Below are 15,272 nucleotides of genomic sequence, written 5' to 3' on the forward strand. Positions count from 1 at the left end.
GCCTCATGGGTTCAGATCGTACTCCCGGATCTTCTCGAAGAGCTGGCGGCGGCTGATGCCCAGGCGCTCGGCGGTCCTGGTCCGGTTGCCGTTGCAGGCGCGGAGGGCCCGCTCGATGGCGGCGCGTTCGACCTCGGCAAGGAGGGCGCGAAGCGGCATCGGCTCGGACTCGTCGCCGAGGTCCACGTCCGGGGTGACGGCCGGCTCGGATCGGCCGCCCGCGTCGAGGTGCTCGGGCAGGATCGGCCGGCCGCGGGCGGCGATCGCGGCCCTCGCCAGCGCGTTCTCGAGCTGCCGGACGTTCCCCGGCCAGTCTCGTTCCCGGATCGTCGCCAGGGCCTCGGGGGAGAGCGAGAGCTCGCCCCAGCCGTGGCGACTCTGGACCCGGCGGAGGATGTGCCGGATCAGGGGGACGATGTCCTCGCGCCGCTCTCGTAGCGGCGGGATGACGATCCGGACGACGTCCAGGCGGTAGAAGAGGTCCTCGCGGAACCGGCCCGCGGCGACCTCCGCCGGCAGGTCGCGATGCGTCGCCGCGATCACGCGGGCGTCGGTGCGAAGCGTCTCGGTCCCGCCGACGCGTTCGAACTCCCGCTGCTGGAGGACGCGGAGGAGCTTGGCCTGGGCCGACTGGGGCAGCTCCGCGACCTCATCCAGGAAGATCGTCCCCCCATCGGCCCGCTCGAATCGGCCCGGCTTCTGGCGGTCCGCCCCGGTGAACGCGCCGCGCTCGTGGCCGAACAGCTCGCTCTCGACCAGGCCCTCCGGCAGCGCCCCGCAGTTGACGCGGATGAACGGCTTGGCGCCGCGGTTCGAATGCCGGTGCAGGGCCGAGGCCACCAGCTCCTTGCCGGTGCCGCTCTCGCCCAGGATCAGCACGGCGGCGTCGGTGGCGGCGGCCAGGCCGATCGACTTGAAGACCGCGCGCATGGCCGGGCTCTTGCCGACGATCTCCGGCTCCGCCCTCGCCTCGTCCGCGTCGTCCGATGCCTCGGCGGACCTCGCCCGCAGCGCCTTCACCTCGGAGGCGAGCTCGCGCTGGCGGAGTGCCCGCCGGAGGGTGATCTGCACCTCGTCGAGGTCGAACGGCTTGGTCAGGTAGTCGTACGCCCCCTGGCGCATCGCCTCGATCGCGACCGAGGAGCCGCCGTAGGCGGTGATCACGATCACGGGGAGCTCCGCGAGCGCCGGGCCGAGGGCCTCGAGCACGGCGAAGCCGTCCTTGCCGGGCATCTTCAGGTCCAGGAGGACGGCGTCGGGGCGGTCGGCCTCGATCCGCGCCAGGGCCTCCGCGCCGTCGCCGGCCTCGAGGACCCGGTAGCCCTCGGCCTGGAGCGAGCAGGCCAGGCTGAACCGGATGGCCCGGTCGTCCTCGGCGACCAGGATCGTCGCGGCGGTCGTCGTCTCGGTGGGCATCAGTGGGCTCCCTTCGCGTCGGCCGCGTCGAGGACGGGAAGCGACAGCGTGAACTCGGCACCGCCGCCGGAGAGGTTGGCCGCGCGGAGCTCGCCGCGGTGGGCCAGGGCGATCTCGCGGGCGATGGCCAGGCCCAGGCCGGTCCCCTCCGCCTTGGTGGTGAAGAACGGTTCGAAGAGATGGGCCTGGACCTCCGCCGAGAGCCCGGGGCCGTCGTCGGACACGGTGGCCGTGACCGCCCCGCCGGCCGGGTCGCGCCGGGTCGCGATCCGGAGCACGCCGCCGGACGCCATGACCTGGAGCGCGTTGGTCGTCAGGTTGCGGAAGACCTGCACGAGCGCGGGCCTGGCCATCCGGACCGGCGGCAGGTCGGGCTCGAGGTCCAAAACGACCCGGACCCGCTGATCCTGGGCCTTCCCCTCGACCAGGCGGGCGGCCTCCGCGGCCACGCCGTTCAGGTCGCCGGGGGCCAGGTCCTGGGCGTCCGCCCGGGAGAACTGGAGGAGCCGCGAGACGATCCCCTCCAGCCGATCGACCTCGTCGATCAGGTGGCCGAACCCCTCGTCATTGAGGCCCAGCCCCTTCTGCCAGAGCTGGGTGATCCCGCGGATCCCGGCCAGCGGGTTGCGGACCTCGTGCGCCACCCCGGCCAGCAGCTTGCCGAGCGCCGCCAGCCGTTCGCTCCGCCTCAGGTCGATCCGCAGCCGCTCCCGCTCCGCCACCTGCTTCCGCACCGTCCCGGCCAGCCGGAACGTGAGCACCAGCGAGAGCGCCAGGCCCGCCAGGCTGAGGCCGGCGAACCATCGATAGCCGCGCGCCGCCTGGTCGACGTAGATCGGGTCCACCAGCCGGGTCATCGTCCAGGTGGCGGCGACGACCCGGCCATTCACGCGAACGGGGGCGGTCCGGATGGCGATCGTGTAGGGGCTGACGTCCTCGACGACGGACAGCTCGGTCTGCTTCCGGTAGGCGGCGTCCACCTGGGTGTCCACGTAGTCGTAGAGGCTCCTCGGCGGGCCGGCCGGGGATGGGTCCGGTCCCGCGTGGGGGGGACCGCCGATCGGCTCCTGGGGGAGCGCCGGCAGGAACGGCCGCTCCGGCCGCGAAGGGACGTAGTAGCCACCTTCGACCCCCGGCCTCCCTTCATCGATCCTGGTCGCCGCCTCCGAGAGCCGTCGATCGAGGGCGGCCCAGTCCTCCGAATCCATGAAGTCCGGGAACTGCCGCACTCCCGCCAGGGCGTCCTTCCCCCGGGCCTCGAGCTCGTCGGTGGCCTCCTTCAGCCGCGAATTCGCGCGGGTCCGCCGGTCCTCGCGTTCGACCACGCGCGAGCTCGTGTACCAGAGCGTCCCGATCGCCGCGCCGAAGAGCGCGACCACAACGCCAACCTGGAGCGCCAGCGGCCAGTCCCATCTCATTCGGTGCATCCAGGCGACCTCCGCGTGGATTGTACCCCATCGTCGCGGGATGCAAGCGGCGGGCCATTCGATCGGCACACGCCGCGGGGGCCGTTCCGTACTTCGGCCGGGCGGAATCCCCCCGCCATGGGCGGGCGGTTTCCGCCCAACGTCGGGGCATTTTTGCAGGCAATTGCTGGGATTCGTGCGTTTTTCGACCTGGCACCAGACCTGCGATTGAGGGCCGACCGCAGCGGGGAACGATCCCCGACGAATCGACCAGAGACCCATCAGAAAGGAAGGTCAGGACGCCATGATGAAACTCACCGCCATGGGGCTCTCGAGCCTCCTGGGGATCGGCCTGGCGGGACTCCTCGGCGGCTCACAGCCGCCGGACGGCCCGCCGCCCCCAGAGCCAAAAGCGAAGGCGAAGAGGAAGGGGGAGCCCGGCGACGAGCTTCGCAAGACCTATGACATCCTCCGCCGGGTCCGCTCCGGATCCGAGGGGGGCCGGACGGAGGAGCGTATCAAGGACTGGACCGTCCGGGCGACGGACCTCTACCGCAAGGCCCTCCGCGCCCACGAGCAGGGCGAGCGACGTCAGGCCCGCGAGCTGGCCGTCGCCTCGCACGACCTGGCCCGGGCCGCCGATCATGCCCGGAACGCCGCCCAGCTCGACCGAACCGACCCGGACCTCCCACCGCCCCCGGAGGACGACGGGCCGGAGGACCTGGCCGAGCGGACCCATCGCGATCTCCGCCGCGCCTATGAGAGGATCCGCGAGGCCGATTCCTACGGATCCGTCGTCGATTCGGCATTCTACTTGCGTGGTGCTCGCGACCTCTACAATGCCGCTCGTCGCGACGTCGAGGCCGGCCGGATCGAACGAGGCGGCGAGCTCGCCCGCGCCGCCGAGGCCATGACCCACGTCCCCGAGCACCTGGCCCATGCCGGCGATCCGGACGGCCCGCCCGCGAAGGATGAGCCGCCGAAGCGGAAGGAGGCGGACGCCCGCAAGAAGGCAGGGCCGGGGGGGCTCTTCGACCCGCCGGACCCGAAAGCGGAGCGGCCCGCCGCCCCGGGCCGTGAACTCCCCCCGCCGCTGGACTGAAACCTACCCCGCCCCCCCTCCGAGCCTAATCATGGACATGCGGAATCGAATCGGACTGTACGGCTCCTACTTCTTCGGGATGGCGGCGATCGGGTTCACGCTCCCCTACCTGCCGCTCTTCCTCGGCGAGAAGGGGCTCTCCGATCGGGCGATCGGGATCGTCTCCACGCTCGCGGCCATCTCGGGGCTGGCGCAGTTCCCGGTCGGGCTCTGGTCCGACCGGATCGGCCGGCGGAAGCCGTTCCTGATCGCGGCCCTGGTGGTCACGGCCCTCGCGACGGTCCTGATCCGGAAGGCGGAGGGGGTGGCCTGGCTGGGGTTCCTCGTGATCCTCTTCGCCGAGAACGGCATCGGCCGGGCCGTCGTCGAGAGCCTCTCCGGGGCCGAGGCCGCGGCGCTCGCCCCGGAGGGGGGCGTCGGCGCGGCCCTCGGTGCGCTCCGGTTCTGGAAGCCGATCGGCATCGTCCTGGTGGCGCTGCTGGGGAGCTGGATGTCGGAGCGGTACGGCGTCGACTCCATCCTCATGCCGCTGGCCGTCGCGCAGGGGCTCGCCGTCGCCTTCGCCCTCCTCATCCGCGAGGCGGAGGGGCACGAGAGGAAACCCGACGGGCCTGCGAATAGCCCCGCCGGCCCCGCCGGCGGCCGGCGGCCGAAGGACCCGGCGCTCTGGGCATTCGTCGCGGCGATGGTCCTCTACCACGCGGCGAACGCCCCCGGCGGCGTCTACCTCGGGCTGTTCCTCAAGCGTGACCTCCACGCCCCGGAGCGGATGCTCGCCTATGCGTTCGCGGTCAGCATGGTCGCCTGGATGCTCGTCGTCTGGCCCGCCGGCCGGCTCGCCGACCGCTGGGGCCGCAAGCCGTTGCTGGTCGCCGGCTGGGCGATCATGGCCGTCCGCCTGGGGCTGGTCGCGGTGATCCACGCCCCGTGGCTGGCGGTGGCCAACCAGGCGCTCGACGGCCTGGGCAACGGCCTCTTCGCGGTGCTCGCCGCGGCCTGGGTCACGGACCGGCTGGCGGATCCCAGGCGGGCCGGCGAGGCCCAGGTGCTCGTGGGCTCCTGCCTGGTCCTCGGCTCGGCCATCGGCCCGGCCGCGGCCGGGTTCCTCGTCGATCCGCTCGGTTATCGCGGCCTCTTCGCCACCCTGGCCGGGCTCGGCGGCCTCGCCACGGCGATCGTCGTCTTCCTGGTGCCCGAAACGCTCCGCAACCACGACGAGGTTCACGGCGACCATACCGTCGAGCCGATGGGGACGACGTCCGACCTGTCCACCGTCCCCTGATTCCCGGTCGCTTCCATCGGAAACAGTCCCTCAAACCCTCGCCCGGAGAGCTCGATTCCCGTGACGTCGCCAACGGCCTCCATCCCGCTCGTCTCCACACTCTTCGGCCTGACCTACCTGGGGTTGGCCGTCGGCAAGATCCCGGGCCTGCGGATCGACCGCGCCGGCATCGCGCTGGTCGGCGCGACGGCCATGATGGCCGCGGGCGTCCTCTCGCTGGACGAGGCGGCGAAGGCCGTCGACGTCGACACGATCGTCCTCCTCTTCGGGATGATGGTCGTCGTCGCCTACCTCCGCCTGGCCGGCTTCTTCGCCCTGGCGACGGACCAGATCGCCGGCAAGCTCTCCGGGCCGTACACCCTGCTGGCGACCGTGATCGGGATCTCCGGGGTGCTCTCCGCGTTCCTCGTCAACGACGTCGTCTGCGTCGCGCTCACGCCCCTGGTGCTGCATCTCTGCGAGCGGCTGGGCCGGCCGCCGATCCCCTACCTGGTCGGGCTGGCCACGGCGGCGAACGTGGGGTCGGTGGCGACGATCACGGGGAACCCGCAGAACATCATCATCGGCTCGCTCTCGCACATCTCCTACCTGAGGTTCGCGGCCCGGCTCGCCCCGGTGGCGGGCATCGGCCTGGTGCTGACCTTCGCCGTCGTGGCGCTCGTCTATCGGCGGGCGCTCGAGCAGTCGCGGGACACGAGCCCGCCCGACGAGGCCGGGGCGGATCCGCGGGTGCACCGGGGCCTGCTGATCAAGAGCGTGACCGTGACGCTCGGCGTCGTCGCCCTCTTCTTCTCCGGGGCGCCGATCGCCCTGGTGGCGCTGGGGGGCGCGGCGGTGATGATGCTCGATCGGGTCCGGCCGGAGAAGGTCTATCGGTCGGTGGACTGGCCCCTGCTGGTGATGTTCTGCGGCCTGTTCATCGTGGTGCACGCGTTCGAGGTGAACGTCGTCCGGACCTGGGGCATCGAGCGCTGGCACGCCCTGCTCGAATCGCCGGTCGTGATGGTGAGCGGCCTGTCCGTGCTGCTGTCCAACCTGGTCTCGAACGTCCCGGCGGTGCTCCTCTTCCGGCCGCTCATGGACGCGATGCCGGAGAAGGAGCTCGGCTGGCTGGCCCTGGCCATGTCCAGCACCCTGGCCGGGAACCTCACGGTCCTGGGCTCGGTGGCCAACCTGATCGTCGTCGAGAACGCCCGCCGTGCCGGCATCGAGCTGACCTTCCGGGAATACCTCAAGGTCGGCGTGCCGTTGACCATCCTCACGACCCTTGCCGGGGTCGCCTGGCTCAAATTTGTCACCTACTGAGGCTCTCATGACCACACTCGAGACGCCGACCCGGGCCCGGTCCGCAGAGCCCCAGGGCGACGGTCGCAATCCCTCCTCGACGAGCCTGCGGGCGCTCGACGCCGTGAACTTCTTCCTGGCGGACGTCCGCGACGGCATGGGGCCGTTCCTGGGGACCTTCCTGCGGGACGCCCACAAGTGGGACACCGGGCAGGTCGGCATCGCGATGGCCGTCTCCCAGATCGGCACGGTGCTCGCCCAGACGCCGGCCGGCGCGCTCGTCGACCGGGTCCGGTGGAAGCGGCTGGCGGTGGCGATCGCCGCGGTGGCCGTGGCGGTCGGCTGCCTGCTGCTCTACCTGGTCCCGGTCATGCCGGTGGTGGTCGCGGCCCAGATGCTCATCGGCGCCATGGCCGCGGTCTTCCCGCCGGCGGTGGCGGCGCTCACGCTCGGCATCGTCGGCCGCGCCGCGATGGCCCGGCGGACCGGCCGGAACGAGGCCCTGAACCACGCCGGCAACGTCGTCGCCGCGGCGCTCGCGGGGGGGCTCGCCTACCTCTTCGGCTACGGCGCGATGTTCGCCCTGGTCTCGGCGATGGCCGCCGGCTCAGCCGTCGCCGTGATGCGGATCCGCGAGCAAGACATCGACCACGAGCTGGCCCGGGGGGCCGATGAGGATCCGGAAGCGGACGAATCCACGGATCCGGCTCGCGTTCATCCGGCCGCGGGTGTTTCGGTGTTGCTGAAGGACCGCCGCATCCTGATCTTCGCGGCCTCGGTGGTCCTCTTCCACTTCGCCAACGCGGCGATGCTGCCGCTCGTGGGCCAGAAGGCGGCCGACGGGATGAAGGAGGGGGCGGCGGTCCTGATGTCGGCCTGCATCATCGCCGCCCAGGTGGTGATGATCCCGGTGGCGATCGTCGCCAGCCGCCTGGCCGCCTCGTGGGGGCGGAAGCCCGTCTTCCTGGTCGGCTTCGCCGTGCTCCCGGTCCGGGGCCTGCTCTACTGCCTGAGCGTGAACCCGGCGTATCTCGTCGGCGTCCAGCTCCTCGACGGCATCGGCGCGGGGATCTTCGGCGTGGTGTCCGTCCTCGTGATCGCCGACCTGACGAAGGGGACGGGCCGATTCAACCTGGCCCAGGGGGCCATCGCCACCGCGACGGGCATCGGCGCGGGGCTGAGCAACGTGCTGGCCGGCTTCCTCGTCAAGGCGTCCGGCTTCGACGCCGGATTCCTCTTCCTGGCCGCCGTCGCCGCCGCCGCCGCGGTGTTCTTCTACGTCGCGATGCCGGAGACGCGACGCAGGGAAGTGGGTGGAGGTTGCCGGTAAGACCGGAGCCGACGACAAGCTTCCAGGGCGGAAGAACTGGTCAAGGAGGACCCACACAGATTGCGATCGCCGCCGCCGCTTCTTCCAGTTGATCCTCGTTAACCCAACCAAGCCGGCGTACGAACCGCGACCCCGAAACCGACTTGGTCTGAAAGGCGTCGGCCCCTGAGTCCTTGATCAAGCCGTTTTCAGAGGTGGCTGGGATCTCAACGAACCACGGGTAATTCATGTACTGGGGCTTCCAGTCCGTGATGGGGACGATCAGCCGCAGGGGGAGGCGACCGATCGTATCCATGCTGATGACAAGTGCCGGCCTGATTTTCCGAATCTCGGCACCGACGGCGGGATCGAAGTCGACCAGCCGGATTTCACCGCGACTCGGTCGATGTGCTGCGGCCATGAAGGTCATCCTTGCCGAAGGCTTCGAAAGCCGTCAGGTGGGGATCATTCCGGTAGTCTGACTCGGCGAGAGCCGCCGCCTCGAGAATCTGCGCCCGCTCTGGCGGAGACCACCTGCGCAATTCCGCGGCCGTCCATCGTCGAGCTGGCGCGGGGGTGGTCTTCGTGCTCATGCCGCGGCCTCCGTACGTGCTGGGTACGTCCAGCGTCGGGTGCTCATCCTGACATCTCGAGGGCATCGACTCGATACCCTCCTTGCGAGCAAGTATACCGAATCCGCCTTTGCCACCCCAATCCTTGAAGCTGTCCAATCCACGAGGCGAGCGAATGTGCGGCCGCGGGACCGCATCACCGCGACGCCGCCGGGCCGGGGCTCTCCGGCTCGCGGATGATGCACCGGAGATACTTGTCGCGGATGCCGCCGAAGGCCCGACGCACCTCCTCGCGGTCGGGCTCGAGTGTCTGGGCGAGGGATGCCTCGTCGAGCGCCGCGCGGAGCGAGCGTTCGACGGCGGCGAGGTTGGCCGGCGGGCCCCAGGCGAGCTTGGCCCCCTGCTCGTATGCCCTGCCGATCATGAGATGGGGGGCGGCGGCGCGAGGGTTGCGACGGGCCAGTTCCCGGCCCACGGCGATCATCCAGGCGATGTGACGGTGGACCTCGTCGATGCGACCGGCCCGCCGGGCGTAGATACACTGGGAGGAGGTCGACTGGCTGAGCTGCTCGACGATCCCGTCGAAATCCCGCTCGGCGGGCCGGAGTCGAGCCGTCATGGCGTCGAGCTCGACGAGGAGCCTGCGGGTGAGGGATTGCGGGTCGAACGTCGAGGAGGTCCGGGCCTCGGCGATGGCGGATCGGCAGAGGTCGAGCGCCGCCAGGGTATGGACGCGAGACGCGAGGTTGGGCGGCAGGGCGAGATCGGCCGGCAGCCGTCGGTACACCTCCCAAACGTCGTCCGACGGCCAATCGGGCCAGTCCGCTTCATATCTCAGGCAGGCATCGACGAGCCGCAGCCGCAGGTCGTCGCCCGGCGAATCGGGGGCGGGGAAGGACGGGATCATCCGCGCGAGCCGTCCCCGAAGATCGCGCAGGGTCGCCAGAGCATCGAGGACTCGGGGTTCGGCCCGGTGGGGCTCCAGGAGCAGGTCGATTCGCGGGACCAGGGCGGCGGCCTCCGCGGTGAGGCCGCAGCATACGAGCCCTCCCGCGCGGATCAGGAGGATCTCGGCCCGGCGGATCTCCAGGCGAGAACGGTCGTCGCCGGAACCGGCAGGGTCCGTCGCGACGGCCAGCAAGGACTCGGCGTCTTCCAGGGGGCGGAGGTTCGACGGGAGATAGCCCTTGCGGGAGAGCAGCTTGCTGAGATCGACCTCCAGGTCGGCGACGACGAGCACCTGGCCCGCGGACAGGCCGGGCGTGCTCCGGAGGCGGGCCGTGAGGGCGAGCACGGCGTCGGTCGCCTTCTCGGTGCGCTCGTCGACGAATCCGCCCAGGGGGTCGATGGAGCGGCGGAGCAGGCCGAGCAGGTCGGTCACCGCCGCCTCGGCGGCCGACTCGCCCTCCACGGCCCGCGCCAGGGCGGCCTCGGAGCGCCTCCAGAGGATCGTCAGGGCGAGGAGCGCCGCCAGGATCGTCGCGATCAGCGAGGCGCCGAGGGCGGCGGAGGTCGGCCGGCGGCGGGCCCAGCGCGTCAGCCGGCCCGCCGCCGAGATCGGCCGCGCCAGGATCGGCCGACCCTCGCGGAACCGTGCCAGGTCGTCGGCCAGTGCGACGGCCGAGGCGTAACGCCGGGCCGGCGCCTTCTCGAGCGCCTTGAGGCAGATCGTCTCCAGGTCGCGGGGGACGCCCGGCGCCAGGGCCCGGGGCGGCGGCGGCTCGGCGGTCCGGAGCAGGTCGATGGTCTCGACCGGGGAGGCGCCCAGGAACGGGGGGCGGCCCGTCAGCAGCGCGTAGAGCGTGGCGCCCAGCGCGTGGACGTCGGCGGCCGGGCCGATCTCTTCCGGTCGGCCGGCGACCTGCTCCGGGGCCATGAAGGCCGGCGTCCCCCCCACGCCGAGCGCGCCGGAGATCATGGCCTCGCGCGTCCGCTCCCCCGCGGGGCGGGCGATGCCGAAGTCGGAGAGCATCGGCGTCAGGTCGCCCCAGTCCGCCTGGCCGGGGCCGTCCATCAGGATGTTCGAGGGTTTCACATCCAGGTGGACGATCCCGGCCTTGTGGCTCTCCTCGACGGCGCGGGCCGTGGCCTCGACGATCCTGGCCGCGTCACCGGGCGGTATTGGCCGGCCCGCCAGCCGGTCGCGGAGGCTTCCGCCTTCGACCAGGTCGAGGACCAGGAAGAGCCGGCCCTCGTGCTCGCCCGCGTCATGCAGGTGGACGATGTTGGGATGCCGCACCCGGGCGATTGCGCGGGCCTCGCGCAGCCAGCGGCGGCGGGCGGCCTCGTCGGCCGCGGCCCCGGCCGTCAGGATCTTGACCGCGACCCGCCGCTCGAGCGTCGGCTGGAACGCCTCGTAGACCACCCCGGAGCCGCCACGGCCGAGCTTCCGGCCCAGGACGCAGCCGGGGATCTCCGGCGGCTTCGCGGCGGCGAGGGCCCTTGCAGGTCGCTCCGGCGTGTCGAGCCGGGCCAGCCCGTCGAGCCGATCGCGACACTCGGTGCACGCGACGAGGTGAGCCTCCAGGGCGCGAAACTCGTCGCTGGCCAGCGAGTCGGACCCCAGCCGACCGAGCCGCTCCGCGGAGGGGCACGACGTCATCGCGACGTCTCCCCGGCGGAGGCGAACGCCGGAGCCGACAGCTTCGTCGCTTCCTCCCGAAGCATCCGGCGGACTCGCTTCTGCGCGGCGAAGGCCGCCGCGTAGGAGAGCCCGGCCGACTCCGCGACCTCGCGGACCGGCGCGTCCTCGACGGCGATCCGCCAGAAGACGTCCCACGTCCGGGCGTCGACGCGGGCCCGGACCGCCGCCTGGGCCTCCGCCGCCTGCGAGAGCAGCGCGGGCCGCGCCGGACCCTCGTCCGGGGCCTCCTCCGCGGCGATGGCGTCCAGCCCCGCCGGATCGGCGGCGGCCGCCCGCTCCGGCTTCGCCCGCTGCCGCCGCCACTCGTCGATCATTCGCGACCGGCAAAGCCGGCCGAGCCAGCCGCGGAACCGCCGCGACGGGTCGTAGCGATAGCCCCGCATCCGCCCCGCCAGCTCGATCCAGATCCGCTGGCAGAGGTCCTCCGCCGCGGCCGGCTGGAACCGGCCGGCCGCGACGCCCCGACGGATCGCCCGGTCGTAGCGGCGGATGAACTCGGCCCAGGCGTCGTGGTCGGCCCAGTCGCCCAGCCGTTCGAGGAGGGCCCCGTCCGTGGTCTCTCCCGGCTCGGTCCGCATCGATCACCTCCCCGCGCCCGGGCGATGTCGATCCCTCGGGATCGAGTTAATCCACTTCGTCATGATTGTTGGACCCCGTTCAGACTACTCGATGGCCGATTCGCCGGGCCATTGCGTGTCGTATTTTTGCCCCGCAGGCCGCAACAAGGAGTGCCTCATGCCTCGCTCGATCGCCCGCCGGATCCTCACGCTCACCGTCCTCCTCGGTGTCGCCGGCTCGGCCTCCGTTCGCGCCGGCGACCTGATCACCTTCGAGACCACGCCCGACGGGAGCACGCCCATCGACAACGCTCGGCTCATCGATCCGTACGCGATCTCCGGAGGGGGGACGGTCCGGTTCTTCTTCGACACGAACGATAACAACGTATTCGACGCCGGCGTGGACCGCCTGCCCCGGTTCGAGGAGGTCGGCACCGACGGCAACGACGGGTTCGTGGCCCGCTCCGTGGGCGATGGCGTCCACGACCGGGCGCGGCGAGGCTACGGCGACGAGCTCGGGCATTTCTTCCTCCGGCAGCCGGATGGGATCGGCACCCTGCCGGGCCCATTCATCATCGCCTATGACACGACCCAGACGATCCGCGAGTTCTCGGGCGAGATCTGGGACATCGACGCGGGCGAGCAGTGGCGGGTGGACGTGCTGAACGCGTCGAATGACGTCCTGGCCACGCTCAGGTCCCCAAAAGGGGTCGGGGTCAACAATCCGGACAGCCTGGACAGCCTGCCGTGGCTGTTCGGCTTCAAGGATCTCGCCGACGGCGTGGTGGCGATCCGGCTGACATTCATCGGCGACAAATCCGACGGCATCGGCCTGGCGTTCAACAACTTCAGCCCCACGTTCGCCGTGGCGGGCTCGGTCGTCCCCGAGCCGTCGAGCGTCGTCCTGCTGGCGATCGGCCTGGCCGCGGCGGCGGGTTTCGCGCGGCGCCGAGGCGGTGGGCCGCTTGCGGGATGATAGCATTTCCTGCATACTGATAGCAGTGCTGTCGATCCTTCGGAGTCGCCATCAGATGCCCGCCGTCACCATTCGCAATCTCTCCGAGGAAGTCCACCGCGCGCTGAAACTGCGAGCGGCTCTTCATGGCCGCAGTGCCGAGGCCGAAATGCGCGCGATCCTGGAGGACGCGGTTCGTCCGGCGAATCGCGTTCGCATCGGCTCGGCGCTGTCCGCGCTGGGTCGCGATGCGGGGTTGTCCGACGCCGATTTGGAGGCGCTCGAACAGGCTCGGGACAGGAGCCCTGCCGATCCGTTGAGCTTCGAATGATTATCCTCGACACGAATGTCATCTCGGAAGCGATGAAGCCGGATCCGGCTCCCGCAGTCCGCGACTGGCTGGACGAACAGATTGCGGAGACGCTCTATCTGTCGAGCGTCACGATCGCCGAGTTGCTGTTCGGCATCGGCGCACTCCCCGAAGGGCAACGGAAGAAGAAGCTGAGCATGGCCCTGGATGGGCTCCTCGACCTGTTCGACGGCCGCATCCTCCCCTTCGACACGGAGGCTGCCCGCTGCTATGGCGATCTGGCCGTCGCGGCCCGCCGTGCGGGCAAGGGCTTCCCGATGCCTGACGGCTACATCGCCGCGATCGCCGTCGCCCGCGGCTCCATCGTGGCAACGCGCGACACGAGCGCCTTCGAGGCCGCGGGCGTCGCCGTTATGAACCCGTGGACGTAGCGGCTTCGGAGGCGGTGCAGGGCCCTGGTTCGGCTCCATCCACCCTGGCCCCTTCAACCGGGGTGTGCTAAAGTCAAGGTGAGGCTCCGCGAGGGTCTTCTCCACGGGAAGGCAGCGAGCTCGCGAACACGACACCCGCCGACCGCGATACACCGGACGGCGAGCGGTGTTTCATGCTCAGGGCGATCACGCGATCGTCCCCTCCCCGCCGCGACTGGCGGCCCCGCATGGTCCTTGCGGCATGCACTCGGAATGAGCAGGTTCGATCATGGCGACGACGCTGTCTCGCCTGGGCCTGACGGTAATCCTCCTGGTTGTCTCGATCGGCCAGGTGGCGGCCCAGACCACGCCCACGCCCACCCCCACCCCCACGCAGTCGAAGCCGAAGCCGTCAACATCCACGTCGGCGCCGGCCCGCAAGAAGCCCATCGACCCGCTCTATGAGTCGAGCAAGAAGCCGGAGGCGACCGGCCCGATCGACCGCGCGGTCTTCGCGAAGCTGGCGGAGCTCGGCGTCGAGCCGGTGCTCTGCTCGGACGCGGTCTTCCTCCGCCGCGCCTATCTCGACGTGATCGGCACCCTGCCCACGGCGGCCGAGGCCCGCCATTTCTTCAACGAGTCCGACAGCTCCAAACGCCGGGGCGCCCTGGTCGACCGCCTGCTCGAGCGGGATGAGTTCGCCACCTACCAGGCGATGCGCTGGGGGGACGTGCTCCGGATCAAGGCCGAGTTCCCGGTGAACCTCTGGCCGAACGCCGCCCAGGCGTATCATCGCTGGGTCCGGGACTCGATCGCCGCCAACAAGCCGTATGACCAGTTCGCCCGCGAGTTGCTCACGTCCAGCGGCAGCAACTTCCGGGTCGGCCCGGTGAACTTCTACCGGGCCGTGCAGAACCGGACGCCCGAGGGGATCGCCACCGCGACCGCACTGACCCTGATGGGCACCCGCGCCGGCAACTGGCCCCCGGAGCGGCTCAAGGGGATGGCCGCGTTCTTCTCCCAGATCAGCTACAAGCCGACCCGGGAGTGGAAGGAACAGTGCGTGGTCTGGGACCCCTTCCGCACCGTGACCCAGCGGGATGAGAACGCGACCCAGATGCCCAAGGGCTTCGACGACGACCCGGCGCCCGTCGCCCCCAAACCGTTGCTCGCCGTCTTCCCCGACGGGACCTCGATCACGATCCAGCCCGACCGCGACCCCCGCGAGGTCTTCGCCGACTGGCTGATCCGGCCCGAGAACCCGTGGTTCACCCGGACGATCGCCAATCGGATCTGGTCCTGGCTGCTGGGCCGGGGCGTCGTCCACGAGCCGGACGACTTCCGCGACGACAATCCCCCGTGCAACCCGGAGCTCCTCGCCTGCCTCGAGCGGGCGATGATCGAGGCGAAGTACGACCTGAAGCAGTACTATCGGACCGTGCTCAACAGCCAGACCTATCAGCTCACGTCGATCGTCCGATCGGAGGATCCGGCCGCCGCGGCGAACTTCGCGAGCTATCCGGTCCGGCGGCTCGACGCCGAGGTCCTGATCGACGCCATCAACAAGATCACCGGGACGACCGAACTCTACACCAGTCCCATCCCCGAGCCGTTCACGTATATCCCCGGGGACATGCCGGCGATCGCGATCGCCGACGGCAGCATCAGCAGCCCGTTCCTGACGCTCTTCGGCCGCTCGGCGCGGGCCACCGGCATGGAGAACGAGCGGAACAACCGGACCATGCCCGCCCAGTGGCTCGAGACCCTGAACTCGTCGCACATCCAGCGGAAGCTGGAAGACGGCCCCAGGATCAAGGCGATCTTCGCCGGCGACCGCCGCGCGGCGGACATCCTCAACGACCTCTACCTGACCATCCTCTCCCGGCCGCCCTTGGCCTCGGAGAAGAAGATCATCACGGCGTACTTCCGCACCGCCGAGGCGCGGAGCACGCTGGCCGTCGACCTCCCCTGGACCCTGATCAACAGTTACGAGTTCCTTTACAGGCACTGATCGCCCGATCTGCC

At 70.8% G+C, this 15,272-nt stretch carries 13 protein-coding genes; 8 read left to right on the plus strand and 5 right to left on the minus strand.

Features of this window, described 5'->3' with window-relative positions; genetic code table 11:
* Nucleotides 1-3: 3 nt before the first annotated feature.
* Complete coding sequence (locus tag G6O54_RS17755) at nucleotides 4-1,416, minus strand: sigma-54-dependent transcriptional regulator (RefSeq protein WP_165227005.1); 1,413 nt, start codon at nucleotides 1,414-1,416, stop codon at nucleotides 4-6.
* A complete protein-coding gene (locus tag G6O54_RS17760; RefSeq protein WP_165227006.1) occupies nucleotides 1,416-2,843 on the minus strand; it encodes a two-component system sensor histidine kinase NtrB in 1,428 nt (475 codons plus the stop codon). Before G6O54_RS17760 ends, G6O54_RS17755 begins: the two co-directional genes overlap by 1 nt.
* A 283-nt stretch (nucleotides 2,844-3,126) precedes the next feature.
* Here G6O54_RS17760 and G6O54_RS17765 point away from each other — a divergent pair, with 283 nt between their 5' ends.
* From G6O54_RS17765 to G6O54_RS17780, 4 genes are read left to right on the plus strand one after another with little or no spacing between them, the layout of a single operon-like run.
* Nucleotides 3,127-3,924, plus strand: coding sequence for a hypothetical protein (locus tag G6O54_RS17765; RefSeq protein WP_165227007.1), 798 nt, complete (start codon nucleotides 3,127-3,129; stop codon nucleotides 3,922-3,924).
* A 37-nt stretch (nucleotides 3,925-3,961) separates the two neighbouring features.
* The gene (locus tag G6O54_RS17770; protein WP_250846946.1) at nucleotides 3,962-5,206 is read left to right on the plus strand and encodes an MFS transporter; all 1,245 of its coding nucleotides are present in this window, start codon (nucleotides 3,962-3,964) and stop codon (nucleotides 5,204-5,206) included.
* A 60-nt stretch (nucleotides 5,207-5,266) separates the two neighbouring features.
* The gene (locus G6O54_RS17775; RefSeq protein ID WP_250846947.1) at nucleotides 5,267-6,511 is read left to right on the plus strand and encodes an anion transporter; all 1,245 of its coding nucleotides are present in this window, start codon (nucleotides 5,267-5,269) and stop codon (nucleotides 6,509-6,511) included.
* 7 nt (nucleotides 6,512-6,518) lie between these two features.
* Entirely contained in the window at nucleotides 6,519-7,820 is a 1,302-nt protein-coding gene (locus G6O54_RS17780; protein ID WP_165227009.1) for an MFS transporter, read from the plus strand.
* 40 nt (nucleotides 7,821-7,860) lie between these two features.
* Here the strand turns inward: G6O54_RS17780 and G6O54_RS17785 are convergent, their stop codons facing one another.
* The 3 genes from G6O54_RS17785 to G6O54_RS17795 all read right to left on the minus strand — a co-directional run bounded on the left by G6O54_RS17785 (nucleotide 7,861) and on the right by G6O54_RS17795 (nucleotide 11,593).
* Entirely contained in the window at nucleotides 7,861-8,220 is a 360-nt protein-coding gene (locus G6O54_RS17785; RefSeq protein WP_165227010.1) for a type II toxin-antitoxin system PemK/MazF family toxin, read from the minus strand.
* Between the two features lie 347 nt (nucleotides 8,221-8,567).
* Nucleotides 8,568-10,973 carry a serine/threonine-protein kinase gene (locus G6O54_RS17790; protein ID WP_165227011.1) on the minus strand — a complete coding sequence of 802 codons (2,406 nt, stop codon included), beginning with the start codon at nucleotides 10,971-10,973 and terminating at the stop codon, nucleotides 8,568-8,570.
* A complete protein-coding gene (locus G6O54_RS17795; RefSeq protein ID WP_165227012.1) occupies nucleotides 10,970-11,593 on the minus strand; it encodes a sigma-70 family RNA polymerase sigma factor in 624 nt (207 codons plus the stop codon). Before G6O54_RS17795 ends, G6O54_RS17790 begins: the two co-directional genes overlap by 4 nt.
* 157 nt (nucleotides 11,594-11,750) lie before the next feature.
* On the opposite strand from G6O54_RS17795, the gene G6O54_RS17800 reads away from it, so the two are divergent.
* From G6O54_RS17800 to G6O54_RS17815, 4 genes are all read left to right on the plus strand, one after another.
* On the plus strand, nucleotides 11,751-12,548 hold the full coding sequence (locus G6O54_RS17800) for a PEP-CTERM sorting domain-containing protein (RefSeq protein WP_165227013.1): 798 nt from the start codon (nucleotides 11,751-11,753) through the stop codon (nucleotides 12,546-12,548).
* Between the two features lie 55 nt (nucleotides 12,549-12,603).
* Nucleotides 12,604-12,858, plus strand: coding sequence for a FitA-like ribbon-helix-helix domain-containing protein (locus G6O54_RS17805; RefSeq protein ID WP_165227014.1), 255 nt, complete (start codon nucleotides 12,604-12,606; stop codon nucleotides 12,856-12,858).
* On the plus strand, nucleotides 12,855-13,268 hold the full coding sequence (locus G6O54_RS17810; RefSeq protein WP_165227015.1) for a type II toxin-antitoxin system VapC family toxin: 414 nt from the start codon (nucleotides 12,855-12,857) through the stop codon (nucleotides 13,266-13,268). The genes G6O54_RS17805 and G6O54_RS17810 overlap by 4 nt, the downstream gene beginning before the upstream one ends.
* A 268-nt stretch (nucleotides 13,269-13,536) precedes the next feature.
* Nucleotides 13,537-15,258, plus strand: coding sequence for a DUF1553 domain-containing protein (locus G6O54_RS17815; RefSeq protein WP_165227016.1), 1,722 nt, complete (start codon nucleotides 13,537-13,539; stop codon nucleotides 15,256-15,258).
* Nucleotides 15,259-15,272: the final 14 nt, after the last annotated feature.

The organism is Aquisphaera insulae, from assembly GCF_011064615.1.
In the GTDB taxonomy this organism is placed as follows: Bacteria; Planctomycetota; Planctomycetia; order Isosphaerales; family Isosphaeraceae; genus Aquisphaera; species Aquisphaera insulae.

What these genes read in the sequence shown, in the direction of transcription:
- G6O54_RS17755 (WP_165227005.1), bottom strand. Translation starts at nt 1,416, where the DNA reads ATGCCCACCGAGACGACGACCGCCGCGACGATCCTGGTCGCCGAGGAC.
- G6O54_RS17760 (WP_165227006.1), bottom strand. Translation starts at nt 2,843, where the DNA reads ATGCACCGAATGAGATGGGACTGGCCGCTGGCGCTCCAGGTTGGCGTT.
- G6O54_RS17765 (WP_165227007.1), top strand. Translation starts at nt 3,127, where the DNA reads ATGATGAAACTCACCGCCATGGGGCTCTCGAGCCTCCTGGGGATCGGC.
- G6O54_RS17770 (WP_250846946.1), top strand. Translation starts at nt 3,962, where the DNA reads ATGCGGAATCGAATCGGACTGTACGGCTCCTACTTCTTCGGGATGGCG.
- G6O54_RS17780 (WP_165227009.1), top strand. Translation starts at nt 6,519, where the DNA reads ATGACCACACTCGAGACGCCGACCCGGGCCCGGTCCGCAGAGCCCCAG.
- G6O54_RS17785 (WP_165227010.1), bottom strand. Translation starts at nt 8,220, where the DNA reads ATGGCCGCAGCACATCGACCGAGTCGCGGTGAAATCCGGCTGGTCGAC.
- G6O54_RS17790 (WP_165227011.1), bottom strand. Translation starts at nt 10,973, where the DNA reads ATGACGTCGTGCCCCTCCGCGGAGCGGCTCGGTCGGCTGGGGTCCGAC.
- G6O54_RS17795 (WP_165227012.1), bottom strand. Translation starts at nt 11,593, where the DNA reads ATGCGGACCGAGCCGGGAGAGACCACGGACGGGGCCCTCCTCGAACGG.
- G6O54_RS17800 (WP_165227013.1), top strand. Translation starts at nt 11,751, where the DNA reads ATGCCTCGCTCGATCGCCCGCCGGATCCTCACGCTCACCGTCCTCCTC.
- G6O54_RS17805 (WP_165227014.1), top strand. Translation starts at nt 12,604, where the DNA reads ATGCCCGCCGTCACCATTCGCAATCTCTCCGAGGAAGTCCACCGCGCG.
- G6O54_RS17810 (WP_165227015.1), top strand. Translation starts at nt 12,855, where the DNA reads ATGATTATCCTCGACACGAATGTCATCTCGGAAGCGATGAAGCCGGAT.
- G6O54_RS17815 (WP_165227016.1), top strand. Translation starts at nt 13,537, where the DNA reads ATGGCGACGACGCTGTCTCGCCTGGGCCTGACGGTAATCCTCCTGGTT.